Source organism: Pseudomonas sp. MF6755, from assembly GCF_016405635.1.
GTDB classification, from domain to species: Bacteria; Pseudomonadota; Gammaproteobacteria; order Pseudomonadales; family Pseudomonadaceae; genus Aquipseudomonas; species Aquipseudomonas haemolytica.
In genome coordinates, this window is the sequence record NZ_JAEKDA010000005.1 from 39,842 (window position 1) to 66,531 (window position 26,690).

Here is a 26,690-nt window from a genome sequence, read left to right on the forward strand (position 1 = left end):
GCCTACAGAAGGACATCGGGCGTTAGCTGTTGACCCTGCCATTCGAAGCGGACAGGCTCCAGTACCTGATCGATCTGCGCATCGCGCCACAACTCGGCCATTGTCTTGCCCGTCTCGGGGTGCACACGATCTGGTGCCATCAACGACAGCGGCCACAACACAAACGCGTTTTTCAGGATCTCTGCACGCGGCAACACCAGACCATCAAAATCACCGACCCAATCGCCGTACAGCAGCACATCGATATCCAGCGGCAACCCTTTGCGGTCCGGCGCGTAGCGGCCGTTATCGGCTTCAATGGATTTGAGTCGGCGATCCAGCTCCATCAACGGCAGGTCAGTGTAGGCCGATACCACCAGGTTGAAAAACGGCCCGCTCTTGATCCCCACCGGCTGGCTTTCGAACACCGCCGAACAGCGCATATCCCTCAAGAAACTCGCTAGCGCATCCAGACCGCCGCATAGACGGCGCTCGCGCTCGATATTGCTGCCAAGCCCAAGGTAAATCTGAGTCAACGACATCCGCGCTCGATCTCCACACCCACGCCCCTGGCAGCCGGCACCGCGCCTGGCTTGGTCAACTTGAGGTGCAGCCAGGGAATCTGGAATTCACTCATCAGCACTTCGGCCAAGCGCTCGGCAAAGGTTTCCACCAATTGATACTGGGACTGCTCGGCAAAAGCCTGGATACGTGCAGACACGCTGGCGTAATCCAGCGCCAGGGTCAGGTCATCACCGGCAGCGGCTGGACGATTATCCCAGGCAAAACTCAAGTCCAGGCGCAGACATTGCCGGATTCCGCGCTCCCAGTCGTAGGCCCCGATCACGGTGTCGACTTCCAGGCCTTCGATAAACACTCTGTCCAAGCACTCTTCTCCGCAGCACGACAAGGGCGCGATGCCCCGTTAGAATCAGGGCGTCCTCGCCCGGAATAGTTAGCATGTTTTGGTCACTGGCGATTCTCGCCTACCTGCTCGGCTCGCTGTCCTTCGCCATTTTGCTCAGCCGCCTGACGGGAAATCCCGACCCGCGAATGAGTGGCTCAGGCAATGCCGGCGCCACCAATATGTTGCGCCTGGCCGGCAAGAAACTCGCCGTCCTGACCCTGCTGGGCGACGTATGCAAGGGCCTGCTGCCCGTGCTGATCGCCAGCCTCGTCGGCCTTACCTTGCAACAGCAGGCCTGGGTTGGCGTATGCGCCGTCCTGGGCCATCTGTTTCCGTTGTACTTCCGCTTTCGCGGGGGCAAGGGTGTTGCCACGGCGGCCGGGATGCTGCTGGGAATCTACCCACCGGCGGCTTTACTGGCCCTGCTCGCCTGGCTGCTGACGTTCTACCTGACTCGCACCAGCTCACTGGCCGCGCTGATTGCCACTCCACTGACCCTACCGTTGCTGGCCTGGCAGGCACCGCAAGCGTTGGTGCCAATGAGCGTGCTCACCCTGCTGATCGTCTGGCGCCACCGCGGCAATCTACGCGACCTGTTTGCCGGGCGCGAACGGCATTTTTAAATACCCCAGATGAACCAGGCTCACGTTGAGCCCTACAACGGCGGCAGTTGCTCCATCGGCCAGCGCGCCTGCACGCTGATCGCCAGGCTTTCGTGTTGCCCGGCCTGCAAGCGCTGGCAACCTGCATAGGCGATCATCGCGCCGTTGTCGGTGCAGAACTCCGGGCGGGCGTAGAACACATTGCCATTCATGTCGCCTAGCATTTTTTCCAGCGAACTGCGCAAGGCCTTGTTGGCGCTGACGCCGCCTGCGATTACCAGACGCTTCATGCCCGCCTGTTTCAGGGCGCGCTTGCACTTGATGGTCAAAGTCTCTACCACGGCCTGCTGGAACGCCAGTGCGATGTCGCAACGGGCTTGCTGACCGTCGTCCCCGGCGCTGACGCTTTGCTGCCAAGTGTTCAACGCGGAGGTTTTCAAACCGCTGAAACTGAACATCAGGCCAGGACGATCACACATCGGGCGCGGGAAAATGTAGCGACCAGCAACGCCTTTCTCAGCAAGCCGGGCGATTTCCGGGCCACCGGGATAGTTAAGCCCCATCATCTTCGCGGTTTTGTCGAATGCTTCGCCGGCGGCGTCATCGAGGGACTCGCCTAATAACGTGTATTGGCCGATGCCATCGACCTGAACCAGCTGCGTATGGCCACCCGAAACCAACAAAGCGACGAACGGGAACTCGGGGGGTGTTTTTTCCAGCATGGGTGCCAGTAAATGGCCTTCCATATGGTGCACGCCAAGGGCAGGAATACCCCAGGCGAAAGCCAGCGCCTGGGCGCAAGAGGCCCCAACCAGCAGGGCTCCGACCAATCCCGGGCCTGCGGTGTAGGCAATGGCATCGATCTCGGTCGGTACACAGCCGGCCTCGTCCAGCACCTGGCGAATCAACGGCAGCATGCGCTTGACGTGATCGCGGCTGGCAAGCTCCGGCACCACGCCACCATAGGCGCGGTGCAGGTCGATCTGACTGAACAGTGCATCGGCCAAAAGCCCGCGTTCACTGTCGTAGAGTGCGACACCGGTTTCGTCGCAGGAGGTTTCAAGTCCCAGTACTAGCATGGGTTTGCGCCTTGTAGAGGCTGAATTCGAAGGCGCGCATAATAGTCCCCGCTCCCCCTCCCGACTAGCGGTTTTCGATCAGAGGCTTTGCATTCCGGGCAATGAGGGGTTAACATCCGCAACCCTTAAAAACCGACGACCTCAGCCGCGAATTTTTTGCGACGAGAACGTTGATTCCCGGTAATGAAAGAAGGTAGCTCTGGATGCCAGCCGTCAAAGTAAAAGAGAACGAACCCTTCGACGTAGCTCTGCGTCGTTTCAAGCGCTCCTGCGAAAAAGCCGGTGTTCTGGCTGAAGTTCGTAGCCGCGAATTTTATGAGAAGCCAACTTCTGAGCGTAAGCGTAAAGCAGCAGCCGCTGTTAAGCGTCACGCCAAGAAAGTTCAGCGCGAACAGCGCCGCGCCGTTCGTCTGTACTAATACACAGACGCTCGTAGCAAGCTTCTGCCAAGCCCGGCCCTCAGCCGGGCTGTTGGCATTTGCGGATATCGCTTGATGCTTCACCGTCGACGCCGCACATGCGACCGAGACACCGCTTCACACGTCAGGGCTGGCTCTTTTGCCAGCGGTGCACGTCTCTTCTGACGAGCCTAACAAGGCTACTGACGAGCACACCTATTCTTCAAGCAGACGATCAACTGTATCGGCTGTGCCCATCGATGCGCTTCCGAGGCCTCCATTGGCCAACACCGGACGCCCGGGCAACATGTCCATGCCGACGACTGATCAGAAACTACCGTCAGTGAACGTTCGGCAGATACACTTCCTGACAACCCATGCAAACGATGATGATCGGGCACTAGTGCGTGCGCTTGAACACTTCACGGGCCCTCATTTACACGCAGTGATGACGAGAACGCCATGGCCGGGCTGATTCCCCAGAGCTTTATTGACGACCTTCTGAACCGCACCGACATCGTCGATGTTGTCAGCTCACGCGTACAACTGAAAAAAGCCGGCAAAAACTACACCGCCTGCTGCCCGTTCCATAAAGAAAAAACCCCATCCTTCAGCGTCAGCCCCGACAAACAGTTCTACTACTGCTTCGGTTGCGGCGCCGGCGGTAACGCCCTCGGCTTCCTGATGGACCACGACAACCTGGATTTCCCCCAGGCCGTCGAGGACCTGGCAAAAGCTGCGGGCATGGAAATTCCTCGCGAAGAAAGCGGCCGCCCACACAAACCCAGGCAACCCACCGATTCGCCGCTGTATCCGCTGCTGACCGCCGCTGCCGATTTTTACCGCCAGTCACTCAAGAGCCATCCGCAGCGCAAGGCCGCTGTCGATTACCTCAAGGGCCGCGGCCTGACCGGCGAAATCGCCCGCGACTTCGGCCTCGGATTCGCCCCGCCCGGCTGGGACAATCTGTACAAGCACCTGAGCAGCGATACCCTCCAGCAAAAAGCCATGATCGATGCCGGCTTGCTGGTGGAGAACGCCGAAACCGGCAAGCGCTATGACCGCTTCCGCGACCGCGTAATGTTCCCGATCCGCGACAGCCGTGGTCGTATCATCGCCTTTGGCGGCCGCGTACTCGGGGACGACAAGCCCAAGTACCTGAACTCCCCGGAAACACCGGTGTTCCACAAGGGCCAAGAACTCTACGGCCTGTTCGAAGCACGCAAGAACAACCGCAACCTCGATGAGATTATCGTGGTTGAAGGCTATATGGACGTCATCGCCCTGGCCCAGCAAGGCCTGCGTAATGCAGTCGCCACACTCGGCACCGCCACCAGCGAAGAACACTTGAAACGCCTGTTTCGCGTCGTGCCCAGCGTGCTGTTTTGCTTCGACGGCGACCAGGCTGGCCGCAACGCTGCCTGGCGCGCGCTCGAGGCCACGCTCTCGAGCCTGCAGGACGGGCGCCGCGCACGCTTCCTGTTCCTGCCCGAAGGCGAAGACCCGGACACGCTGGTCCGCTCGGAAGGCACCGACGCGTTTCGTGCGCGCATCAATCAACATGCGCAACCGCTGGCAGATTATTTTTTCCAGCAACTGACCGAAGAAGCCGACCCGCGCTCGCTCGAAGGCAAGGCCCATATGGCCACCCTCGCAGCGCCGCTGATCGACAAGGTCCCGGGTGCCAACTTGCGCACCCTGATGCGCCAGCGCTTGCTGGAGATCACCGGCTTGAGCGGCGAAGCCGTGAGCCAGCTGGTGCACAGCGCACCGCAGGATGCACCACCAGCCTACGACCCCGGCATGGATTACGACGCCATGCCGGACTATGCCGACTTCCACCAACCCCAGGAGGCCTTTGCGCCCCAGCAGGAGTGGACACCGAAGAAATCCGGTGCTGGCGGCAAGAAATGGGACAAGAAGCCATGGAGCAAGAACGGCAAGCGCGGTGATCGCGATGAAGCCTATGCCCCGCGCACGCCCGTGGCAGTAGAAGCGCCGACACTGATTGCGTTGCGCACCTTGATTCACCACCCGCAACTGGCCGGCAAAGTTGAAAGCGCTGACCATTTTGCCAATGAGAGCAATACCTATGCACAGGTGCTGATTGCCCTGATCGAGGCGGTGCAGAAAAATCCTAAGCTAAACTCAATTCAGCTCATGGCTCGTTGGCATGGCACGGAACAGGGGCGGTTATTGAAAGCCCTTGCGGAAAAGGAGTGGCTAATTGACGGCGATAACCTTGAACAACAGTTTTTAGACACCATTAATAGGTTATCCGCGGGTCAGCACACACAGACCCTCGATGAACTTATCAAGAGAGCAAGGCAGCCGGGATTATCGGCTGAAGAGCAAATTCAGATAGCAAAACAGATGCGTGACCTCTTAAAACAGAATGTTTCCGCATCAAACCCGACCTCAGCTGGCGTGTGAGGTCATAGCTCGGGTATAATCCTCGGCTTGTTTTTTGCCCGCCAAGACCTTCAGTGGATAGGGTGTTATGTCCGGAAAAGCGCAACAGCAGTCTCGTATCAAAGAGTTGATCACCCTTGGTCGTGAGCAGAAGTATCTGACTTACGCAGAGGTCAACGATCACCTGCCTGAGGATATTTCAGATCCAGAGCAGGTGGAAGACATCATCCGCATGATTAATGACATGGGGATCCCCGTACACGAGAGTGCTCCGGATGCGGATGCCCTTATGTTGGCCGACGCCGATACCGACGAGGCAGCCGCTGAAGAAGCCGCTGCAGCGTTGGCCGCGGTGGAGACCGACATCGGTCGCACGACTGACCCTGTGCGCATGTATATGCGTGAAATGGGTACCGTCGAGTTGCTGACACGCGAAGGCGAAATTGAAATCGCCAAGCGTATTGAAGAGGGTATCCGTGAAGTGATGGGCGCAATCGCGCACTTCCCTGGCACGGTTGACCACATTCTCTCCGAGTACACCCGCGTCACCACCGAAGGTGGCCGCCTGTCCGACGTCCTGAGCGGTTATATCGACCCGGACGACGGCATTGCGCCGCCTGCTGCCGAAATACCGCCGCCAGTCGATGCGAAGGCCGCGAAAGCGGATGACGACACCGACGACGACGAGGCTGAAGCCAGCACCGACGACGAAGATGAAGTCGAAAGCGGCCCGGACCCAATTGTTGCGGCCCAGCGTTTCGGTGCGGTTTCCGATCAAATGGAAATCACCCGCAAGGCCTTGAAGAAGCACGGTCGTGGCAACAAGCTGGCAATTGCCGAGCTGGTGGCCCTGGCTGAGCTGTTCATGCCAATCAAGCTGGTGCCGAAGCAATTCGAAGGCCTGGTTGAGCGCGTTCGCAGTGCCCTTGAGCGTCTGCGTGCTCAAGAGCGTGCAATCATGCAGCTCTGTGTGCGTGATGCGCGTATGCCGCGTACTGACTTCCTGCGCCAGTTCCCGGGCAATGAAGTTGACGAAAGCTGGACCGACGCACTGGCCAAGGGCAAGGCGAAGTACGCCGAAGCCATTGGTCGCCTGCAGCCGGACATTGTCCGTTGCCAGCAGAAGCTGACTGCATTGCAGACCGAAACCGGTCTGACGATTGCCGAGATCAAGGACATCAACCGTCGCATGTCGATCGGTGAGGCCAAGGCCCGCCGCGCGAAGAAAGAGATGGTTGAAGCGAACTTGCGTCTGGTGATCTCCATTGCCAAGAAGTACACCAACCGTGGCCTGCAGTTCCTCGACCTGATCCAGGAAGGCAACATCGGCTTGATGAAGGCTGTGGACAAGTTCGAATACCGTCGCGGCTACAAGTTCTCGACTTATGCCACCTGGTGGATCCGTCAGGCGATCACTCGCTCGATTGCCGACCAGGCCCGCACCATCCGTATCCCGGTGCACATGATCGAGACCATCAACAAGCTCAACCGCATTTCCCGGCAGATGTTGCAGGAAATGGGTCGCGAACCGACCCCGGAAGAGCTGGGTGAACGCATGGAAATGCCTGAGGATAAAATCCGCAAGGTATTGAAGATCGCTAAAGAGCCGATCTCCATGGAAACGCCGATTGGTGATGACGAAGACTCCCATCTGGGTGACTTCATCGAAGACTCGACTATGCAGTCGCCCATCGATGTCGCCACTGTTGAGAGCCTCAAGGAAGCGACTCGCGACGTACTGTCCGGCCTCACTGCCCGTGAAGCCAAGGTACTGCGCATGCGTTTTGGCATCGACATGAATACCGACCACACCCTTGAGGAAGTCGGTAAGCAGTTTGACGTGACCCGCGAGCGGATCCGTCAGATCGAAGCCAAGGCGCTGCGCAAGTTGCGCCACCCGACGCGAAGCGAGCATCTGCGCTCCTTCCTCGACGAGTGATACCAGAACCCCCGGCCCAGGCCGGGGGTTTTGTTTTGCATAGATAAAACTCCTCGCAACACCCCCTCTCCCGAAATGCCCGTCTACACTCGAAACATTCCCCGTGCCATAACGAGACCGTTATGCCCAGATTGCCGACCGTGATACTACTGTCGCTGCTGACCTGGACCGCAACGGCTGGCGCGTTGACTCTTACGGATGATGAGCGTAGCTGGTTGGCGGACCATCAGGAGCTGCGCCTGGGTGTGGACGCGTCTTGGCCACCCTTCGAATACCGCGATGAAAATGGCCGTTATCAGGGCCTGGCTGCCGACTATGTACGCCTGATCCAGGACCGCCTTGGCGTCACGATCAAGCTGATCGAGCCGGCCAACTGGACCGCTGTGCTTGAACAAGCCCGGAGCAATCAGCTCGACCTGCTACCCGGCATCATGTCCACCCCGGAGCGCCAAGGCTTCCTGGCCTTCACACGCCCTTATCTTGATTTTCCCATCGTCATCCTTGCCCATGAAGGCGGCGCGAAACCACGCAACCTCAAGGATTTGTACGGCCTGAAAGTTGCCGTGGTGGAAAACTACGCACCCCATGAATTGCTGCGCACCCACCATCCGGACCTGAATCTGGTGGCGATGCCCAACGTCAGCTCGACCCTGCAAGCCCTGGCTACCGATGAAGTCGATGCGGTAGTCGGCGACCTGGCCTCCAGCGTCTGGAGCCTGCGCCAACTCAAACTCGATGGTTTGTACGTCAGCGGTGAAACGCCCTACCGCTATCAACTGGCGATGGGCGTGCCACGGGATGAAAAAATACTGGTGGGCATCCTGGACAAAGTCCTCGCCGACCTCAGTTCAACCGAAACCGATGCGATCCAGCAACATTGGGTCGGCAGCTTCACCGATCACCGCACGTTCTGGGCTGACTTGCTGATGTACGGCCTGCCAGCGGTGTTATTGCTCAGTACCGTGCTGGCCGTGGTGATTCGGATCAATCGCCGGCTCAGCTCGGAAATTTCCCGCCGGGTCGCACTCGAGCAAGAACTGCGGAGCAGCGAATACCACTATCGCGGCTTGGTGGAGAGTTTGTCTGCTATTGCCTGGGAAGCAAGCATCAGCGATTTCACCTACAGCTATGTATCGCCCCATGCCGAAGACCTGCTCGGCTATCCCCGCGCCCATTGGCTGATTCCCGGCTTCTGGCGCAATATCATTCACCCCGCCGACCTGACCCGCGCCGAAGCGTATTCCTACCAAGAAACCCGCGCCAACCGCGATCATAGCCTCGACTACCGCGTTATCACGGCTGATGGCCGCTGCCTGTGGGTGCGCGACATAGTCAGCCTGATCGAACACGGCCATGAGCCGGTGCTGCGCGGCCTGATGATCGACATCAGCGAAGCCAAGCGCACTGAAGAAGCCCTGCAACTGTCCGAGCAGAAGTTTGCCTCAGTGTTCCAGCAATGCCCGGACATCCTGGTGATTGCCCGGCTGTCCGATGGCTGCCTGCTGGAGGTCAACAAGGCATTCGAAGACCAGATTGGCCTGAGTGCCGACGACGTCGTGGGCAAAACCGCCACCGAGCTGAATATATGGGGCATTCAAGGCGTTGGCCCGGACTTGCTGCAACGGGTACAGACCACCAGTATTCGCAATCTGGAAATGCCCTTTCTGCGCAGCAATGGTCAGGCGTTTACCGGGCTGATCTCGGCTGAGCCGTTCCAACTCGATACCACCGAAGCCCTGGTGGTTGTGGTACGGGATATCACCCAACTCAAAGAAACCCAACAACGATTGCAAACCTCCGAAGAAAAGTTTGCCAAGGCATTCCATGCCTCCCCCGACGGCTTGCTGCTGAGCCGCCAAAGTGATGGCCTGCTGGTTGAGGTGAACGAAGGCTTCAGCCACCTGACCGGCTTCACCAGCGCAACGTCCCTTGACCAATCAACCCTGGACCTGGGCATCTGGGTCGACCTCAACGAACGCAAGCACATGTTGGAGTTGATGCGACGCGACGGCTTTGTCCGCGACTTCATCTGCCATATCCGCCGCGCAGACGGCCAGATTCGACTCTGCGAAGTGTCCAGCCGCCCGCTGCCCATCGGTGACGAAGATTGCATGCTGACCATCGCCCGGGACATTACCGAGCGCCAGTTGATGCAGGAAAAACTGCAGCAAGCCGCTACCGTATTCGAGAGCACCGCTGAAGGCGTGTTGATCACTGACACGCGACAGAACATCAGCGCCGTCAATCGCGCCTTTAGTGAGATTACCGGCTACAGCGAGACCGAAGCCCTCGGCCATACCCCACGCCTGCTCGCCTCCGGCCTGCATGACAGCGCTTTCTATGCGGCAATGTGGCACCAATTGACGACCCACGGCCACTGGCAAGGTGAGATTTCCAACCGGCGCAAGAACGGCGAGGTGTATCCGAGTTGGTTGACCATCAGCGCCGTGCGTAACCGCGACCAGTTGATCACGCACTTCGTTGCCGTGTTTGCCGACATCTCCAGCCTCAAGCTGGCCCAGGCACGCCTGGACTACCAGGCCCACCACGACCCGTTGACCGGCCTGCCCAACCGCACCCTGTTTGAGAATCGGCTGCAGGCCGCCCTCAACGGCCAGCAGGAAAGCGGCAAACAGGGTGCGGTATTGTTTCTCGACCTGGACCGCTTCAAACACATCAACGACAGCCTCGGCCACCCGGTCGGCGACCTGTTGCTCAAAGACATCGCCGTACGCCTCAAGGAGCAACTGCGGGACGTGGATACCGTCGCTCGCCTCGGCGGCGATGAGTTCATCATCCTGCTCCCCGGCTTGCAGCAGGCCAGCGATGCCCAGCACCTGGCGAATAAGCTGCTTGACTGTTTTACGCCGCCATTCCAGGCCGGCGAGCACGAGTTCTTTATCAGCGCCAGTATCGGCACCAGCCTGTATCCACAGGACGGCACTGACGTCGCCACTTTGGTAAAAAACGCCGACGCTGCGATGTATCGCTCCAAAGCCAAGGGCCGCAACCGGGTCGAAAGCTATACCCGTGACCTGACGGCGCAGGCCAATGAGCGCGTGGCACTGGAGCACGAACTACGTCGCGCCATTGAACGTGAAGAATTGAGCCTGTATTACCAACCCAAGCGCAATTTGGTGACTCAGGAGCTGATCGGCGCCGAAGCCTTGATCCGCTGGCACCACCCGACCTTGGGCGATGTCCCGCCCGAACACTTCATTGCCCTGGCCGAAGAGAACGGCATGATCCTGCAGATTGGCGACTGGGTACTGGAGCAGGCCTGCCGGCAAATGCACGCCTGGCAAGGAGCTTTCGACGCTTTCGGACCACTGTCGGTCAACCTCGCAGGCGCACAATTGCGTCACCCCAACCTGCTGTCACGCATCGAACAGCTGCTGCGCGACTACCGTCTCGAACCCGGTTGCCTACAGCTGGAGATCACCGAAAACTTCATCATGAGCCAGGCCGAAGAAGCGCTGGAAGTGCTGCACCAACTCAAGCGGCTGGGTGTACAACTGGCGATTGATGATTTCGGCACCGGCTATTCGTCCCTCAGCTACCTCAAGCGCCTGCCCCTGGACTTCCTCAAGATCGACCAATCCTTCGTCCGCGGCCTGCCCGACGATCCGCACGATGTCGCCATCGTGCGCGCCATCATCGCCCTCGGCCACAGCATGCAATTCACCATCATCGCCGAAGGCGTAGAGAACGCCGCACAGCAGGCCTTCCTCGCCGCCGAAGGCTGTGAACAGATGCAAGGCTACATCGTCAGCCTGCCGCTGCCGCCCGTGCTTTTTGCCGCGAACTTCCTTCGTACGAGGCTGGAGGATTTTTCGGATGGCACAGTGAAGAAACCATCGTTATAATCCGCGGCCTACTGAGGGCCTATAGCTCAGTTGGTTAGAGCAGGGGACTCATAATCCCTTGGTCGTAGGTTCGAGTCCTACTGGGCCCACCATACTCAAAGCCGCGCACTGCGCGGCTTTTGCGTGTCTGGTGTAGCGGTTTTGTCCGCTGGGCCAAGCCTGTACCATGCTTGCTCATTGCCGTCCGCACTGGAGCCCCCCTTGCCCGCCCTAGACGAAATCGACCGCCAACTGATCGCCGCCCTTCAGCTCAACGCTCGCGAAAGCGTGGCCATGCTCGCCAGGCAGTTAGGTATTGCGCGCACTACGGTGACGTCGCGCCTGGCGCGCCTGGAGAAAACCCAGGTGATCACCGGTTATGGCGTGCGGCTTGGCCAACGCGTTGCGGATGGGGGGTTGCAGGCTTATGTGGGGATTACCGTACAACCGCGTTCGGGCAAAGAGGTGCTGCGCAGGCTGAGTGCCATGGCTCAGGTGCAACAGTTGTGTGCGGTGAGTGGAGAATTCGATTACGTGGCTTGGCTGCGCACCGATTCGCCGGAGCAGTTGGACCAATTGCTCGACCAGATCGGCAGTGTCGACGGTGTGGAGAAAACCACCACCTCGATCATCCTCAGCAACAAACTGGATCGCGGCCAACCAGTTTGATCACCAACTTCGTCATATTGACCAAAACCAGTTCAATCCGACGACACATTGCGTCTTATTAACGAGCGTAACGCTCCCTAAACTGGCTGCCATCTTTTCCTATACTCAACGGGCCATATCCCGCCGAGCCGTCAGTAAGGTCAGCCATGAGCATTCCGTCCAGCACCATCAGCAAGACCAATCGCCACCCAGCAGACGGTAAGAAACCCATCACCATCTTCGGTCCGGATTTCCCGTTTGCCTTTGATGACTGGATCGAACACCCCGCCGGGCTGGGCAGTATTCCCGCCGCCAACCATGGCGCCGAAGTGGCAATCGTGGGGGCTGGTATCGCAGGCCTGGTTGCGGCCTACGAGTTGATGAAGCTGGGCCTCAAACCGGTGGTGTATGAAGCCTCGAAGATGGGTGGCCGTTTGCGCTCACAGGCCTTTGAAGGTGCCGAAGGTATCATCGCCGAGCTGGGCGGCATGCGGTTCCCGGTGTCGTCCACCGCGTTCTACCATTACGTGGACAAGCTGGGCCTGGAAACAAAACCCTTCCCCAACCCGCTGACCCCGGCGTCCGGCAGTACCGTCATCGATCTGGAAGGCCAGACCCACTACGCACAGAAACTCTCCGACCTGCCTGCACTGTTCCAGGAAGTGGCCGATGCCTGGGCCGATGCCCTGGAAGCCGGCTCGCAGTTCGGTGATATCCAGCAGGCGATCCGCGATCGCGATGTGCCCCGCCTCAAGGAACTGTGGAACAAGCTGGTGCCGCTGTGGGATGACCGTACCTTCTACGACTTCGTCGCCACCTCCAAGGCCTTTGCCAAGCTGTCATTCCATCATCGCGAGGTGTTTGGCCAGGTCGGCTTCGGCACTGGCGGCTGGGACTCGGATTTCCCCAATTCCATGCTGGAAATCTTCCGCGTGGTGATGACCAACTGCGATGACCATCAACACCTGATCGTCGGCGGCGTGGCACAAGTGCCCATGGGCATCTGGCGCCACGTGCCGGAGCGTTGCGCCCACTGGCCAGCGGGCACCAGCCTCAGCTCACTGCATAGAGGCGCACCTCGGGCAGGCGTCAAGCGCATTGCCCACGCCGCCGATGGCCGTTTCGCCGTTACCGACAACTACGGCGACACCCGTGAATACGCCGCAGTGCTGACCACTTGCCAAAGCTGGCTGCTGACCACCCAGATCGAATGCGACGAAACCCTGTTCTCGCAAAAAATGTGGATGGCCCTGGACCGCACGCGCTACATGCAGTCATCGAAGACCTTCGTGATGGTTGACCGCCCGTTCTGGAAAGACAAAGACCCGGAAACCGGCCGCGACCTGATGAGCATGACCCTCACCGACCGCCTGACCCGCGGCACCTATCTGTTCGATAACGGTGACGATAAGCCGGGCGTGATCTGCCTGTCCTACTCGTGGATGAGCGATGCACTGAAGATGCTGCCCCAGCCTATCGATAAACGAGTCAAGCTGGCACTCGACGCGCTGAATAAGATCTACCCGAAGGTTGATATCAAGGCGCGCATCATCGGTGACCCGATCACCGTATCCTGGGAAGCCGACCCGCATTTCCTCGGGGCCTTCAAAGGCGCATTGCCCGGCCACTATCGTTACAATCAGCGCATGTATGCGCACTTCATGCAGAAGGACATGCCCGCCGAACAACGTGGGATTTTTATCGCCGGCGATGATGTTTCCTGGACCCCAGCCTGGGTGGAAGGCGCGGTGCAAACCTCGCTTAATGCGGTATGGGGCATCATGACCCACTTCGGTGGCAGCACCCACCCAGAGAACCCGGGCCCGGGCGATGTGTTCGATGAAATCGGGCCAATCGCCCTCGCCGAGTAAGGAGTTGAGCATGCGTATCGCCCTGTACCAATGCCCGCCGCTGCCGCTGGATGTGGCCGCTAACCTGAAGCGCCTGCACCAACTGGCCCATGAGGCGTGCGGCGCCGATGTGCTGGTGCTGCCGGAGATGTTCCTCAGCGGCTATAACATTGGCGCCGAAGCCGTTGGCGCGCTGGCCGAGGCTCAGGATGGGCCGTCGGCACAGGCGATTGCCGAACTGGCGCAAAGTGCCGGGCTGGCGATTCTGTACGGTTACCCGGAACGGGCCGAGGATGGCCAGATCTACAACGCCGTACAGTTGATCGACGCCCAGGGCCAGCGCTTGTGCAACTACCGCAAGACCCACCTGTTTGGCGATCTCGATCACTCGATGTTCAGCGCCGGGCCGGATGATTTCCCCGTGGTGGAGTTGAACGGATGGAAGCTGGGCTTGCTGATTTGCTACGACTTGGAGTTCCCGGAAAACACCCGGCGCCTGGCCCTGGCCGGTGCCGAACTGATCCTGGTGCCTACCGCCAATATGGTGCCGTTCGACTTCGTTGCCGACGTCACCGTGCGTGCGCGCGCATTCGAGAACCAATGTTTCGTGGCCTATGCCAACTACTGCGGGCATGAAGGCGATATTCACTATTGCGGGCAAAGCAGCATTGCCGCACCGGATGGCCAGCGAATCGCCCAGGCCGGCCTGGATGAAGCCTTGATCGTCGGCACGCTGGAGCGTCAATCGATCCTCGACGCACGCGCCGCCAATCACTACCTGCAAGACCGTCGCCCCGAACTTTACGGCGCACTGCACAAGCCCTGACCCGGTGGGTTTGCTAGCATAGGCGCTTCCCATGCCTCGGAAGTGCCCATGCCTGCGCCGGTTCACCCTCACCCCGTTCACCTGACCCTGGCCAATGGGCTGCGGGTTTCGCTGCGCCATGCGCCGCGCTTGAAACGTAGCGCCGCGGTTTTACAGGTGGCTGCCGGCAGCCATGACGTGCCATTGGCCTGGCCGGGGCTGGCGCATTTTCTTGAGCATTTATTGTTTCTCGGTACCGAGCGTTTTCCGACAGACAAGGGGCTGATGGCTTACGTGCAGCGTCACGGTGGGCAGGTCAATGCCAGCACCCGCGAACGCACCACCGACTTCTTCTTCGAACTGCCGGCGTCAGCCTTTGCAGGTGGGCTGGCGCGGTTGGCGGATATGCTGACCCATCCACGGCTGGCGCTCGACGATCAACGGCGTGAACGCGAAGTGCTGGACGCGGAATGTGTGGCCTGGTCCCAGGATGCCAAGGCGCAACAGCAAGTGGCGTTGCTGCAAGGGTTGGCGGCGGATCATCCGCTGCGGGGTTTTCATGCCGGCAACCGCGACAGCCTGCCGGTTGAAAGTGACGCCTTTCAGCAAGCCTTGCGAGAGTTCCACGGGCATTTCTATCAAAGCGGGCAGATGACCTTGAGCCTCGCCGGCCCACAGCCGTTGGCAGAACTGCAAGCCTTGGCCCAGCAGTTCAGTGACGAATTGAACTCAGGGCCACTGCATCCACAAGCCGCCCCACCCGCCTTGATGCAGGGCCCAGCACACAGCTATCAACACGTTGCCAATCATCATCTGCATCAGGTCATCACCTGTGACGCCCCACGTGAAGCGCTGGCGTTCCTCTGCACCTGGCTTAACGCCTCTGCGCCAGGCGGGTTGCTCGCTGAACTGAAAGCACGGCAACTGGCCACCGCGCTGCACGCATCCGTGCTGTATCACTTCGCTGATCAGGCGGTATTGGATATCGACTTTACCCTCGATAGCGAACGCGAACAGGCCACGCAAATCGAAGCGCTGTTGTACGACTGGCTGAGTTTTTTCGCACACAGCGATTGGACAGCGTTACGCGAAGAGTTCGCCTTGCTCAATGCTCGTCAACAGCAGGTTCAAGGCGCCCTGGCATTGGCTCGCAACGACGCCGAAGACCTGTCGGAACAGGGCGTCGCAGCCCTCAAGGCGATGCTCGATGCACTGCACCTGCCCACCGCTGAGCACAACTGGCAGCTCCCGCCGAACAACCCCTTGCTACGTCCGCCAGCCAAAGAGGAACGCGCCGGCCTGATACGCGGCCAAACCAGCGCCCACCGTGGCTTGCGTACCTTTGCCCAGGATCGCTTACGGGGTCGACGGGAGCTGTCTGCACTGACATTCAGCCAAGCGTTGGCGGACGACACCGACGAAGGCGCGTTGTACCTGCACTGGCGGTTTGACGCTGCCGCCCCCTCCGGGCTCGAACACGCGCTGCAGCCGTTGCGCGAACATGCGCGCCAGGCGGGCATCGAGTTGTCTTGCGAAACCATCGCCAATGACTGGCTGGTAAAAATGCACGGCCTTCACGCACCGATGCCGGCCGTGCTCGAAGCGCTGACGCGTTGTCTGAGCGGTGACGATGAACAACTATCGCCACCCGCACCGGTGCCGATGATCGCCATTCGGGAATTGCTCAAGGCGTTGCCCGTTTGCTGTGCCGGTGTTCACCCTGGGCCCCGAGAAACCCATGCATCGTGGTCCACTGCGCAGTGGCAAGGGCTGGGTTCGGGTTTGCCCGCCGCGTGTGAGGCGGCGATCAAAATCGCAGCTGCCCGATTGCCAGGGCAACCGGCAAACATCCCGTACACGCCTCGAATTCTCAACGGCCAGCATCTCTGGCACGAGGTCAACACCGAGTCCAGCGACGCTGCATTGCTGCTTTTTTGTCCTGCTCCGAGTCAATCCCTGGCCGATGAAGCCACGTGGCGATTGCTCGGGCATGTGCTCCAGGGGCCGTTCTATCAGCGCCTGCGAGTCGAGCTGCAAATCGGCTACGCCGTGTTCAGCGGTATCCGACAAATCAACGGGCAAACCGGCCTGTTGTTTGGCGTGCAATCGCCCAGCATGTCCCTGGACGGGATCTCTGAGCAGCTGCAAGCCTTCCTGGGGCAACTGCCGTCCTTGATCGAGCGCAGCCCAGACTTGGGCAACCAGGCCCTGGCGCAGCAATTCGCGGCCCAGACATTGCCCATCAGCCAAGCCGCCGACTTGCTTTGGCACGCGCAACTGGCGGGTCATTCGTCGGGTTATCTGGATCAACTTCAACAGCTGATTCAAAGCCGTACACGCGAGGATTTGCAGCACGCCGCTGAACAACTCAATAACGCTACAGGCGGCTGGCGCTGCGTGGCGAACGGGCCGTGCAGCAACCATGACTGGTATGCGGCGCAATGATCATTGCCAACCCTGCAACAGGCTTTTTCCGTCGAGACAGCGCTAACTTGGAAAGAATTGCGTAATATTCCGCAGCAATATCTGAACATCTCCAATGGGAGGTGGACTATATGTATTACTTGGTAGTGAACGTCCCATCCCTTGATAGGAGTAAGAATATGACTTGGTCCAAACCTGCTTACACTGATCTGCGTATCGGTTTCGAAGTCACCATGTACTTCGCCAGCCGTTGATTGGCTGAGTAATACAACGCCTCGGTTCGCCCGGGGCGTTTTTGTTTTGAGCTTTGCCTGATGGAGCGATCATGTTTGTCCAGATTCTAGGTTCCGCCGCCGGCGGTGGTTTCCCGCAGTGGAACTGCAACTGCGTGAACTGTGCAGGTTATCGTGATGGCAGCCTGCGGGCCCAGGCGCGTACCCAGTCGTCCATCGCGATCTCCGACGATGGCGTGAACTGGGTGCTGTGCAATGCGTCACCGGATATCCGCGCACAACTCCAGGGCTTTGCGCCCATGCAACCAGGCCGCGCCCTGCGCGATACAGGCATCAGCGCGATCATCCTGATGGACAGCCAGATCGACCACACCACCGGCCTGTTGAGCCTGCGCGAAGGCTGCCCGCACCAGGTGTGGTGCACCGACATGGTCCATGAAGACCTGAGCACCGGTTTCCCGTTGTTCACCATGCTGACCCACTGGAACGGTGGCCTGGCCTGGAACCGCATTGAGCTAGATGCCAGTTTTACCATCCCGGCCTGCCCCAACCTGCGTTTCACCCCGCTGCCGTTGCGCAGCGCCGCGCCGCCCTATTCGCCGCACCGCTTCGACCCACACCCAGGCGACAATATCGGCCTGATCGTCGAAGACCTGCGCACTGGCGGCAAACTCTTCTACGCCCCGGGCCTGGGCAAGGTTGACGCGCCGTTGCTGGAAATCATGGCCGGCAGCGATTGCCTGCTGGTGGACGGTACGATGTGGGACGACGACGAAATGCAGCGCCGTGGCGTCGGCACTCGCACCGGTCGCGAAATGGGCCACCTGGCGCAGAACGGCCCTGGCGGCATGCTTGAAGTGCTGGAGCAGTTACCGAAGCAGCGCAAGGTGCTTATCCACATCAACAACACCAACCCGATCCTCGATGAAGACTCGCCCGAGCGGGCCGAGCTGGTGCGGCGCAATGTGGAAGTGGCTTACGACGGCATGAGTATTGAATTGTAGGAGCGATCGAAATGACTGACACACCGCTGACTACCGCTGAGTTCGAAGCAGCCCTGCGGGCCAAGGGCGCCTACTACCACATCCATCACCCCTACCATGTGGCGATGTACGAAGGCCGCGCCACCCGCGAGCAGATCCAGGGCTGGGTCGCCAATCGCTTCTACTATCAGGTGAACATTCCCTTGAAAGACGCCGCGATCCTGGCCAACTGCCCGGACCGTGAAATTCGCCGTGAGTGGATCCAGCGCCTGCTTGACCACGACGGCGCCCCCGGTGAAGACGGCGGTATCGAAGCCTGGCTGCGCCTGGGCCAGGCTGTCGGCCTCGACCCGGATCAACTGCGCTCCCAGGAACTGGTGCTGCCCGGCGTGCGTTTCGCAGTGGACGCCTACGTCAACTTCGCCCGCCGCGCCAGTTGGCAGGAAGCCGCCAGCAGCTCCCTGACCGAGCTGTTCGCGCCGCAGATCCACCAGTCACGCCTCGACAGCTGGCCGCAGCATTACCCGTGGATCGACCCGGCCGGCTACGAGTACTTCCGCACCCGCCTGGGCCAGGCGCGGCGCGATGTAGAGCACGGCTTGGCGATAACGCTGCAGCACTACACCACCCGTGAAGGCCAGGAGCGCATGCTGGAGATTCTGCAGTTCAAACTGGACATCCTGTGGAGCATGCTCGATGCCATGAGCATGGCTTACGAACTGAAACGCCCGCCGTATCACAGCGTGACCGAACAGCGGGTCTGGCATAAAGGGATCACCCTATGAGCTTTGATCGCAGCAGAACACCGACCTGGCGCCAAGGCTATCGCTACCAGTACGAACCCGCACAGAAAGGCCATGTGTTGCTCTACCCCGAGGGCATGATCAAACTCAACGACAGCGCCGCATTGATCGGTGGCTTGATCGACGGTAAGCGCGACGTGGCAGCAATCATTGCCGAGCTGGATAAGCAGTTTCCCGGTGTGCCTGAACTCGGTGAAGACATCGAGCAATTCATGGAGGTCGCCCGTGCTGAGCACTGGATCACCCTTGCCTGAAAAACCGGCCATCGGCCTGCCGCTATGGCTACTGGCCGAGCTGACCTATCGCTGCCCGTTGCAATGCCCGTATTGCTCCAACCCGCTGGATTTCGCTGAACAGGGCAAGGAGCTGAGCACCGAACAGTGGATCAAGGTGTTTCGCGAAGCCCGCGAGATGGGCGCCGCGCAGCTGGGTTTTTCCGGCGGCGAACCGCTGGTGCGACAGGACTTGGCCGAGCTGATCGCAGAAGCGCGCAAGCTGGGCTTCTACACCAACCTGATCACCTCCGGCATTGGCCTGACCGAGCAGAAAATCAGCGACTTCAAAAAGGCTGGCCTGGACCACATCCAGATCAGCTTCCAGGCCAGCGACGAACAGGTGAACAACCTGCTGGCCGGCTCGAAAAAAGCCTTCGCGCAAAAACTGGAAATGGCCCGTGCGGTAAAAGCACATGGCTACCCGATGGTGCTGAACTTTGTCACCCATCGGCACAATATCGACAAGATCGACCGCATTATCGAACTGTGCATTGCGTTGGAAGCGGATTTTGTCGAGCTCGCCACCTGCCAGTTCTACGGCTGGGCGCAGCTCAATCGTGTGGGTTTGTTGCCGACCCGGGAACAACTGGTGCGTGCCGAACGCATCACCAACGAATACCGCGCCAAGCTGGAGGCCGAAGGCCACCCGTGCAAGCTGATCTTCGTCACTCCGGACTATTACGAGGAACGCCCGAAAGCCTGCATGAATGGCTGGGGCAGCATCTTTCTGACGGTGACACCGGACGGCACCGCCCTGCCCTGTCACGGTGCTCGACAGATGCCGGTGCAATTTCCCAATGTGCGTGACCACAGCATGCAGCACATCTGGTACGACTCGTTTGGCTTCAATCGCTTTCGTGGCTACGACTGGATGCCCGAGCCATGTCGCTCATGCGATGAAAAGGAAAAGGACTTCGGCGGCTGCCGTTGTCAGGCGTTCATGCTCACCGGTGATGCCAGCAATGCCGACCCGGTGTGCAGCAAGTCCGAACAGCACGGCATCATTCTTCAGGCACGGGAAGAAGCCGAACACGCCACCCAGACCATCGAGCAACTGGCCTTTCGCAATGAGCGCAACTCACGGCTCATTGCAAAAGGCTGAGCGCCTTAACGCTTGGCGATGATGTACACCGCGTGAATGATGCCGGGGAAGTAACCGCACAGGGTCAGCAGGATATTCAGCCAGAATGCACCGCCGAAACCTACTTGCAGGAACACACCCAGTGGCGGCAGCAGAATGGCGATGATGATACGAATGATGTCCATGGGTCAGCTCCATAAAAATCGGCTCGTGTGAGCCGTGTAGCTAATCGACCTTGGACGTTCGTGAGGGTTCAGTGGGATCTGGCACTGCGCCATCCTTTACTGAACCGGAAAAAAAACGCCCCCAGCCAAAAAAATCAGGCTGAGGGCGCCGCGTATGCCGCGAGACGGTTCTGGAATAAGCGGTTAAACCGCAATGCCCCGGCGGCATTGCAGTTGGGCGGTGCGCACCCGTGAAAAAGCGCGGGCCAGGCGCAGGAGCATTTCGTCGATATTGCTTTTGCTTACCGTGAGAGCCGGCGTGAAGCGCAGGCAGTCGGATTGCGGCGCGTTAAGGATCAGCCCCTCATGCAAGGCGGCTTTTACCACTGCATCCGCAGAATCATCCGACAACGTCAGCCCCCACATCAGGCCATTTCCGCGCAATTGGCCATGGTCGTAGCGATACGCCAGACGGGCGAGGCCTTCGCCCAAGTAGCAGCCCGACTCGCGTACATGCTCAAGAAAGCCGTGCTCCAGCACCGTATCGGTTACGGCCAACCCGGCCGAGGCCATCAGCGCATTGCCAAGGTGGGTGCCGTCCAACTCGCCGGCATCAAAGCAACAGGCTTTGCCCCGAGCCAGCAGCGCCGCCAACGGCACACCGCCGCCCAAGCCTTTGCCCAGGGTGATGATGTCGGCGCGTACGCCGTACTGTTGCTCGGCGAGCAAGGTGCCGCAGCGACCGATGCCGGTTTGCACTTCGTCGAGGATCAGCAGGATCCCCAGTTCGCGACATAGCCGCTCGACGCCCTTGAGATAGTGCTCGGTCGCCGGGATAACGCCAGCAGCGCTCTGGATCGGCTCCAGCATGATAGCTACCGTCTGGGCATCCACAGCGGCATGCAGGGCAGGAAGATCATTGAAAGGGACGTGGCTGAAGCCCGGCAGTTGCGGTTCGAAGCGGTTGCCCAGCGCCCCGGCCGAAGCTGCCAGCGCGGCGAAGCTACGACCATGGCAACCGTTGCTCGCGCTGATAATGCGATAGGCACCGCCGCGATGCAGTTGTCCCCATTTGCGCGCCAGCTTGATCGCCGCCTCGCAGGCCTGTGCGCCACTGTTGAGCAGGTAAGCCTGGTCGCTGCCAGTCTGCCGGCAAAGACGCTCGACGAGATTGAGCTGTGCGCGGCTATGCAGGCCGTTGCCGGGGTTGATCAGCACTTGGGTTTGTTCAGCCAGGGCCTTGATCAACACCTGTGGGCTGTGGCCGAGGCTGTTGGCGGCATTGCCCTGGCTGAAATCCAGATACGCACGCTCTTCGCTGTCCCAGAGCCAGGAGCCCTGGCCACGTACGAACACTTGAGGTGGGCGGGCCACCGCGGGCATCAGGGACTCGGCGCAGTGATTGTTGCGTGTTGAATCCAGGATAAGGTCATCCAGGCTCGGAGCGGGGCGGCGCATATTGAACAGGTTCACAAGTTACCCCCGATGGCAACCGGACCTTGGTCGGTGCACCCCGGCCAATCCACCTGGGAATTTTTTGTATTGCCTATGTAAACGCTATCAACACAAAGGTTATTCATTGTCCGATCCGGCCCTGTAAGCCCTGCGAATAGGCGCTAGACTAGGCGTCTCGGGGGCCAACGGCCATTTCGATTTTCCAGCTTTTTCGATAAGCAAACCTTATGGATTTCAAGCAACTGCGTTATTTCGTCGCGGTGTATGAGGAAGGCCACGTAGGTCGTGCAGCGGAGCGCCTGTCGATCTCCCAGCCAGCCTTGTCGCAACAAATCCGCCAACTGGAACAGAACCTCGACGTGAGCCTGTTCGAACGCAGCAGTAAGCGCCTGCTACCGACGTTGGCGGCACATACCTTATACAACCATGCGTTGCCGCTCATCGATGGCATGCAGCAGGCTGTCGAGGCGCTGCGCAACTTCAAGGGCCAGGCTATGCGGACCTTGGCCATCGGCGTGCTGCAAACCGTACACACCAGCCTGGTGCCGCAGATGCTTGAGCGCGTGCGCAAGGCCCAGCCCCACCTGGTGGTGCAGATCTACGAGTTGACGGGGCACGAAATTGAACGCCGACTGCTCAACGGCTCCCTCGACATTGGCATCAGCTACCTGCCGCCACGTCAGCCAGGCCTGCACGGTGTGTTGTTGTATGAAGATGAGTTGAAGCTGGTGATTCCCGAAGACCATCCGCTACGCGAATTCAAGAAAGTCTCGCTGAAACAGGCAGCCGAGTTGCCGATGTTGCTGCTAGGGGAAGAGTTTCAAGTCAGGCAGATCTGGCAGGGCCAGTTGGCCAACCTGGGACGACGCCCGCAAGTACAGGCAGAGCTCAATACCATGGTGGGCATCCTCGACAGCCTGCCCCACACCCGGTTGGCGACGGTGCTGCCAGGGCGCTCCCAGGACGAACACAACAGCAAGGCACTGCTGTGGAAACCCTTGAGTGAACCCAGGGTGTCGCTGAAAGTGGGGCTGGTGTGCCGCGATGTGCAGCGCCAGCAGGCGACGGTAGCGCTGCTGCGTACCTTGCTGGAGGACGTGATGAATGCCCCGCAGGCGAGCGCCTGACTTTTTCGCGGGCAAAAGAAAACCCCGCCGAAGCGGGGCTTTGCAGACTGTTTCCCTGACATCCATTTCACTCCGCCATCCTGGCAGAATCCTACGTGTCCGTGTTGTTGCTTTGCGCTTCCTGCGCGACGTCCATGTGAAGTAGATTAGCCGTGGATCCAATGTGGCGATAGAGGACGAATAGCAGCACGTGATGTAAGAGAATGCTTACACGCCCTCCCCGCCCTTAGAACAGGGCTTCATCCATCAGGAACAGCGATTCGCTACCGGCCTTTACCGACGCACTCAACGAGTGGATACGCGGTAACAGACGGGCAAAGTAGAAACGTGCGGTGCCCAGTTTGCTGGCGTAGAACGCCTCCTCGGCCTCTTTGCCCAACGCGGCCTTGGCCATGCGCGCCCACATGTAGGCATAGGCCATGTAGCCGAACGCATGCAGGTATTCCACCGACGCTGCGCCGATTTCATTCGGGTTGCTCTTGGCGCGGTCCAGCACCCAGGCCGTCAATTCATCCAGGTTATCCACCGCCACGCTGAGCGGCTTGGTGAACTCGGCCAACTCAGGGCCCGACTCAGCGATGAACTGGCGGATCTCATCGGCGAACAGGGTGTAGAACGCACCGCCGCTGCCGACGATCTTGCGTCCCATCAAGTCCAGGGCCTGAATGCCATTGGTGCCTTCGTAGATCTGAGTGATGCGCACGTCACGCACCAACTGCTCCTGGCCCCACTCGCGGATGTAACCATGGCCGCCAAACACTTGCTGGCCGAGCACGGTGGTTTCCAGGCCCAGATCCGTAAGGAACGCCTTGGCGACAGGCGTCAGCAACGCCACCAGGTTATCCGCGCGCTCGCGAGCAGCCGCATCTTCGCTGAACTTGGCAATGTCCAACTGCGTCGCCACGTAGGTGGAGAACGCCCGGCCACCTTCGTTCGCCGCCTTCATGGTCAGCAGCATGCGGCGTACATCGGGATGCACGATGATCGGGTCGGCCACTTTGTCCTTGGCCTGTGCACCCAGCGGGGAGCGGCTCTGCAGACGGTCACGGGCATATTCAATCGCGTTCTGATAGGAGCGCTCGCCGGACGCCAAGCCCTGGATACCCACCCCCAGGCGCTCATAGTTCATCATCGTGAACATCGCCGCCAGGCCACGGTTGGGCTCACCTACCAGGTAACCCACGGCTTCGTCGAAGTTCATCACACAGGTCGCGGACGCCTGGATGCCCATCTTGTGTTCAATAGAGCCGCAGGTTACCGGGTTACGCGCGCCCAGGCTGCCATCGGCATTGACCAGGAACTTGGGCACCAGGAACAGCGAAATGCCCTTGGGCCCGGCCGGTGCATCCGGCAGTTTGGCCAGCACCAGGTGAATGATGTTTTCGGTCAGGTCATGTTCGCCACCGGTGATGAAGATCTTGGTGCCGCTGACTTTGTAGGAACCGTCCGCCTGAGGCTCGGCTTTGGTGCGGATCATCCCCAGGTCAGTGCCCGCGTGGGCTTCGGTCAGGCACATGGAGCCTGCCCAGGTGCCGGCGTACATATTCGGCAGGTAGGTGGCCTTGAGCTCTTCACTGGCGTGGGTGTTGATCGATACACAGGCACCGGAGGTCAGCATCGGGTATAGGCCGAATGCCAGGCTCGAGGAGTTGATCATTTCCTCGACCTGCGCCGACACCGCCTTGGGCATGCCCATGCCGCCATAGGTCGGGTCGCCGCCCACTCCAACCCAACCGCCTTCGGCGTAGGTGCTGTAGGCCTGGGGGAAACCGTCAGGGGTGCTGACTGCGCCGTCCGTCCAGTGGCAGCCTTGCTCATCGCCACCGCGGCTGAGTGGGGCGATGGATTTGGCGGTGACCTTGCCGGCTTCTTCGAGGATCGCCTCAACGGTTTCGGCGTCAACGGCGTCTGCCAATGCCGGCAATTGGGACCAAGTCTTGGCGACCTCAAAAACTTCGTTGAGGACGAAGCGCATATCACGCAACGGCGCTTTGTAATCAGCCATGGCAAACCTCGTGAGAACGTGAAAAGTAATTCGACAGGATCGGTTTTACAGGCTCCGAGTGTAACCGAACAACTTTTAAGACACATAGAGTCCAGTTGTGACCCATAAGTATTTACAAGTCATGCCAGCCTTTTCCTTTGGATTACCAAGCTTGCAGCCGTAGGGGACAAACGTCGGCAGGCAGTCGCGTCAGGCATTCACTATAGCGTTGCTGAATACACCGCCATTACTCAACCGGCAGTGCTTTCCATGCGTACCGCACCCCGTCGGTTTTGCCCTGCTGCGACGACACAATTGCGCCCGGCCCCCTTGGCGGCATACAGCGCCTGGTCAGCGGACTTTAGCACTTCTTCGGGGCTACGCTGCTCGGCCTGGCGCTCGGCCACGCCGATGCTGACCGTCACCGACACACTGGAAGCGCCACTACCCGCACGCCGCTGCCGACCCTGATGATCATCATGGGGGCGGTCCGGATTACGCAACTTGATATCGTAGCTGGCAATGATCTCGCGGATCTCCTCGAGGTGCGGCATGCATTCATCCAGGGTCTTGCCGGCAAACACCACGGCGAACTCTTCACCGCCGTAACGATAGGCACGCCCGCCGCCGTTGACCTTGGACAGCTTGCTCGCCACCAACCGCAATACCTGGTCACCCACGTCGTGGCCATGGGTGTCGTTGAAACGCTTGAAGTGATCAACGTCACTCATCGCCAGCACATAGTTGCGCCCCAAACGCTGCATGCGCTCGTTGAGGGCTCGCCGCCCCGGCAAGCCAGTCAATTCGTCGCGGAACGCCATTTGATAGGCTTCATGAGCCACACCGGCAGCGATCATCAACATGACCTGGCTGCACATGATGTTAAGGGTGAATGGCAGAATGAAGGTTTGCGGCAGCATCCAGAACAAGCCCAACAACCCTACCAGTTGCGCGGCGTGCAGCGGGCGCGGCTGATACCAGTACTGTGCGGCCAGGGTAAGGAAACCAATCAGGAACATCGGGTAAGAGAGTTGGATCAGGCTCATCCAGGCGCCATGCAACAGTGGCCAGCGGATCTCCGCCAGCCAGTTTAGGAGCGCCTGGGGATAACTTTGCTCCAAGGCCAACGCCACGCTGCCCACCGCCAGTAACACCGCGCCGCGTGCGACGAAGTCACGGAACAGGTGGGTTTTCTCCTGCCACACCGCGTAGATGCTGAACAGCAGTGGCAACAGCAGGCAACACAGATGAAAGACCACCGCGGCGTCTTCGCGCACACGGCCATTGTCACGGTAGAAATCGGTCTGGGTATCCAGCAGGAAATAGGCGACGTACACCGTGATCATCAAGAACAGTTCACGCTGGCGCCGATACACCGCGCAATACGCACCGCCGAGCAGCAACACCAAGGTCGGCAGCACGTTAAACAGCGAGGTGAAGAAGACGTTGAGGTCCTTGACGTACGCAGCCGAGAGCCCAGCCAGCAACAGCAGCAGCGAAGGTAGGAAATGACTGAAACGTACAGCGGACACGCGTGACAAGGGTAAAACTCCGACCCGTAAAAAATAATGGCACTGTGCCTCTATTCGATCAGTTAAGCACAACCGACCGACACGTATCACATTGCCATCACTTTAACGGCAGGCGCTCCTAATCCCTGAGTGCTGTGCTGTGGTTTTTTAACCGGCCATAAAAAA

Annotated in this window: 22 protein-coding genes and 1 tRNA gene; 16 read left to right on the forward strand and 7 right to left on the reverse strand. The window is 59.7% G+C overall.

The genetic code is table 11. The features are described 5' to 3' along the window. Positions 1-2: 2 nt before the first annotated feature. Positions 3-521, reverse strand: coding sequence for a 2-amino-4-hydroxy-6-hydroxymethyldihydropteridine diphosphokinase (gene folK / locus JFT66_RS07365; protein WP_034116086.1), 519 nt, complete (start codon positions 519-521; stop codon positions 3-5). Then, on the reverse strand, positions 512-865 hold the full coding sequence (folB, locus tag JFT66_RS07370; RefSeq protein WP_034116087.1) for a dihydroneopterin aldolase: 354 nt from the start codon (positions 863-865) through the stop codon (positions 512-514). The genes folK and folB overlap by 10 nt, the downstream gene beginning before the upstream one ends. A gap of 74 nt (positions 866-939) precedes the next feature. Here folB and plsY point away from each other — a divergent pair, with 74 nt between their 5' ends. Beyond that, the gene (plsY, locus tag JFT66_RS07375) at positions 940-1,509 is read left to right on the forward strand and encodes a glycerol-3-phosphate 1-O-acyltransferase PlsY (protein ID WP_034116088.1); all 570 of its coding nucleotides are present in this window, start codon (positions 940-942) and stop codon (positions 1,507-1,509) included. Between the two features lie 32 nt (positions 1,510-1,541). On the opposite strand, the gene tsaD is transcribed toward plsY, so the two are convergent. Beyond that, positions 1,542-2,567, reverse strand: a complete 1,026-nt coding sequence (gene tsaD, locus JFT66_RS07380; protein ID WP_153837537.1) for a tRNA (adenosine(37)-N6)-threonylcarbamoyltransferase complex transferase subunit TsaD — start codon at positions 2,565-2,567, stop codon at positions 1,542-1,544. A 203-nt stretch (positions 2,568-2,770) separates the two neighbouring features. Here tsaD and rpsU point away from each other — a divergent pair, with 203 nt between their 5' ends. The 14 genes from rpsU (at position 2,771) to pqqE (ending at position 20,284) form a co-directional block, all read left to right on the forward strand. Next, positions 2,771-2,986, forward strand: a complete 216-nt coding sequence (gene rpsU / locus JFT66_RS07385) for a 30S ribosomal protein S21 (RefSeq protein WP_002551877.1) — start codon at positions 2,771-2,773, stop codon at positions 2,984-2,986. Positions 2,987-3,427: 441 nt separating this feature from the next. Continuing rightward, positions 3,428-5,398 carry a DNA primase gene (dnaG, locus tag JFT66_RS07390; RefSeq protein ID WP_034116090.1) on the forward strand — a complete coding sequence of 657 codons (1,971 nt, stop codon included), beginning with the start codon at positions 3,428-3,430 and terminating at the stop codon, positions 5,396-5,398. Between the two features lie 67 nt (positions 5,399-5,465). Continuing rightward, positions 5,466-7,316: an RNA polymerase sigma factor RpoD gene (rpoD, locus tag JFT66_RS07395; protein WP_034116091.1), complete on the forward strand. Its 1,851-nt coding sequence runs from the start codon at positions 5,466-5,468 to the stop codon at positions 7,314-7,316. A gap of 122 nt (positions 7,317-7,438) precedes the next feature. Then, complete coding sequence (locus JFT66_RS07400) at positions 7,439-11,182, forward strand: bifunctional diguanylate cyclase/phosphodiesterase (RefSeq protein WP_034116092.1); 3,744 nt, start codon at positions 7,439-7,441, stop codon at positions 11,180-11,182. 15 nt (positions 11,183-11,197) lie between these two features. Beyond that, positions 11,198-11,274: transfer RNA gene (locus JFT66_RS07405), tRNA-Ile, on the forward strand. Between the two features lie 109 nt (positions 11,275-11,383). Continuing rightward, a complete protein-coding gene (locus tag JFT66_RS07410; protein ID WP_034116093.1) occupies positions 11,384-11,830 on the forward strand; it encodes an Lrp/AsnC family transcriptional regulator in 447 nt (148 codons plus the stop codon). 167 nt (positions 11,831-11,997) lie between these two features. Next, on the forward strand, positions 11,998-13,680 hold the full coding sequence (locus JFT66_RS07415; RefSeq protein ID WP_034116684.1) for a flavin monoamine oxidase family protein: 1,683 nt from the start codon (positions 11,998-12,000) through the stop codon (positions 13,678-13,680). Between the two features lie 10 nt (positions 13,681-13,690). Beyond that, a complete protein-coding gene (locus tag JFT66_RS07420) occupies positions 13,691-14,485 on the forward strand; it encodes a carbon-nitrogen hydrolase family protein (protein ID WP_034116094.1) in 795 nt (264 codons plus the stop codon). Between the two features lie 48 nt (positions 14,486-14,533). Beyond that, entirely contained in the window at positions 14,534-16,909 is a 2,376-nt protein-coding gene (gene pqqF, locus JFT66_RS07425; protein ID WP_198859046.1) for a pyrroloquinoline quinone biosynthesis protein PqqF, read from the forward strand. Positions 16,910-17,067: 158 nt separating this feature from the next. Beyond that, entirely contained in the window at positions 17,068-17,142 is a 75-nt protein-coding gene (gene pqqA / locus JFT66_RS07430; protein ID WP_003194766.1) for a pyrroloquinoline quinone precursor peptide PqqA, read from the forward strand. 71 nt (positions 17,143-17,213) lie between these two features. Beyond that, the gene (gene pqqB / locus JFT66_RS07435) at positions 17,214-18,125 is read left to right on the forward strand and encodes a pyrroloquinoline quinone biosynthesis protein PqqB (RefSeq protein ID WP_034116095.1); all 912 of its coding nucleotides are present in this window, start codon (positions 17,214-17,216) and stop codon (positions 18,123-18,125) included. Positions 18,126-18,136: 11 nt separating this feature from the next. Beyond that, entirely contained in the window at positions 18,137-18,889 is a 753-nt protein-coding gene (pqqC, locus tag JFT66_RS07440; RefSeq protein WP_153837529.1) for a pyrroloquinoline-quinone synthase PqqC, read from the forward strand. Beyond that, positions 18,886-19,161 (forward strand): pyrroloquinoline quinone biosynthesis peptide chaperone PqqD, encoded by a 276-nt coding sequence (gene pqqD / locus JFT66_RS07445; RefSeq protein ID WP_153871428.1) that lies wholly within the window; start codon positions 18,886-18,888, stop codon positions 19,159-19,161. Before pqqC ends, pqqD begins: the two co-directional genes overlap by 4 nt. Continuing rightward, a complete protein-coding gene (pqqE, locus tag JFT66_RS07450; protein ID WP_015886197.1) occupies positions 19,154-20,284 on the forward strand; it encodes a pyrroloquinoline quinone biosynthesis protein PqqE in 1,131 nt (376 codons plus the stop codon). The genes pqqD and pqqE overlap by 8 nt, the downstream gene beginning before the upstream one ends. 5 nt (positions 20,285-20,289) lie before the next feature. Here pqqE and JFT66_RS07455 read toward each other — a convergent pair whose 3' ends face one another. Beyond that, entirely contained in the window at positions 20,290-20,448 is a 159-nt protein-coding gene (locus JFT66_RS07455; protein WP_003194776.1) for a YqaE/Pmp3 family membrane protein, read from the reverse strand. Between the two features lie 183 nt (positions 20,449-20,631). Continuing rightward, positions 20,632-21,900, reverse strand: a complete 1,269-nt coding sequence (locus JFT66_RS07460; RefSeq protein WP_198859047.1) for an aspartate aminotransferase family protein — start codon at positions 21,898-21,900, stop codon at positions 20,632-20,634. A gap of 209 nt (positions 21,901-22,109) precedes the next feature. Here JFT66_RS07460 and JFT66_RS07465 point away from each other — a divergent pair, with 209 nt between their 5' ends. Further along, positions 22,110-23,009 (forward strand): LysR family transcriptional regulator, encoded by a 900-nt coding sequence (locus JFT66_RS07465; RefSeq protein ID WP_034116100.1) that lies wholly within the window; start codon positions 22,110-22,112, stop codon positions 23,007-23,009. Between the two features lie 226 nt (positions 23,010-23,235). On the opposite strand, the gene JFT66_RS07470 is transcribed toward JFT66_RS07465, so the two are convergent. Together JFT66_RS07470 and JFT66_RS07475 are read right to left on the reverse strand one after the other, a co-directional pair. After that, a complete protein-coding gene (locus JFT66_RS07470; protein ID WP_034116101.1) occupies positions 23,236-25,014 on the reverse strand; it encodes an acyl-CoA dehydrogenase C-terminal domain-containing protein in 1,779 nt (592 codons plus the stop codon). Positions 25,015-25,244: 230 nt separating this feature from the next. Next, a complete protein-coding gene (locus JFT66_RS07475) occupies positions 25,245-26,534 on the reverse strand; it encodes a GGDEF domain-containing protein (RefSeq protein ID WP_198859048.1) in 1,290 nt (429 codons plus the stop codon). Between the last annotated feature and the right edge of the window lie 156 nt (positions 26,535-26,690).

Bases quoted from the DNA above. Each gene is read 5' to 3' on its own strand.
- JFT66_RS07455 (WP_003194776.1), bottom strand. From the start codon at position 20,448: ATGGACATCATTCGTATCATCATCGCCATTCTGCTGCCGCCACTGGGT.
- pqqD (WP_153871428.1), top strand. From the start codon at position 18,886: ATGAGCTTTGATCGCAGCAGAACACCGACCTGGCGCCAAGGCTATCGC.
- tsaD (WP_153837537.1), bottom strand. From the start codon at position 2,567: ATGCTAGTACTGGGACTTGAAACCTCCTGCGACGAAACCGGTGTCGCA.
- pqqF (WP_198859046.1), top strand. From the start codon at position 14,534: ATGCCTGCGCCGGTTCACCCTCACCCCGTTCACCTGACCCTGGCCAAT.
- plsY (WP_034116088.1), top strand. From the start codon at position 940: ATGTTTTGGTCACTGGCGATTCTCGCCTACCTGCTCGGCTCGCTGTCC.
- rpoD (WP_034116091.1), top strand. From the start codon at position 5,466: ATGTCCGGAAAAGCGCAACAGCAGTCTCGTATCAAAGAGTTGATCACC.
- JFT66_RS07470 (WP_034116101.1), bottom strand. From the start codon at position 25,014: ATGGCTGATTACAAAGCGCCGTTGCGTGATATGCGCTTCGTCCTCAAC.
- pqqB (WP_034116095.1), top strand. From the start codon at position 17,214: ATGTTTGTCCAGATTCTAGGTTCCGCCGCCGGCGGTGGTTTCCCGCAG.
- dnaG (WP_034116090.1), top strand. From the start codon at position 3,428: ATGGCCGGGCTGATTCCCCAGAGCTTTATTGACGACCTTCTGAACCGC.
- rpsU (WP_002551877.1), top strand. From the start codon at position 2,771: ATGCCAGCCGTCAAAGTAAAAGAGAACGAACCCTTCGACGTAGCTCTG.
- JFT66_RS07400 (WP_034116092.1), top strand. From the start codon at position 7,439: ATGCCCAGATTGCCGACCGTGATACTACTGTCGCTGCTGACCTGGACC.
- JFT66_RS07465 (WP_034116100.1), top strand. From the start codon at position 22,110: ATGGATTTCAAGCAACTGCGTTATTTCGTCGCGGTGTATGAGGAAGGC.
- pqqC (WP_153837529.1), top strand. From the start codon at position 18,137: ATGACTGACACACCGCTGACTACCGCTGAGTTCGAAGCAGCCCTGCGG.
- folK (WP_034116086.1), bottom strand. From the start codon at position 521: ATGTCGTTGACTCAGATTTACCTTGGGCTTGGCAGCAATATCGAGCGC.
- JFT66_RS07420 (WP_034116094.1), top strand. From the start codon at position 13,691: ATGCGTATCGCCCTGTACCAATGCCCGCCGCTGCCGCTGGATGTGGCC.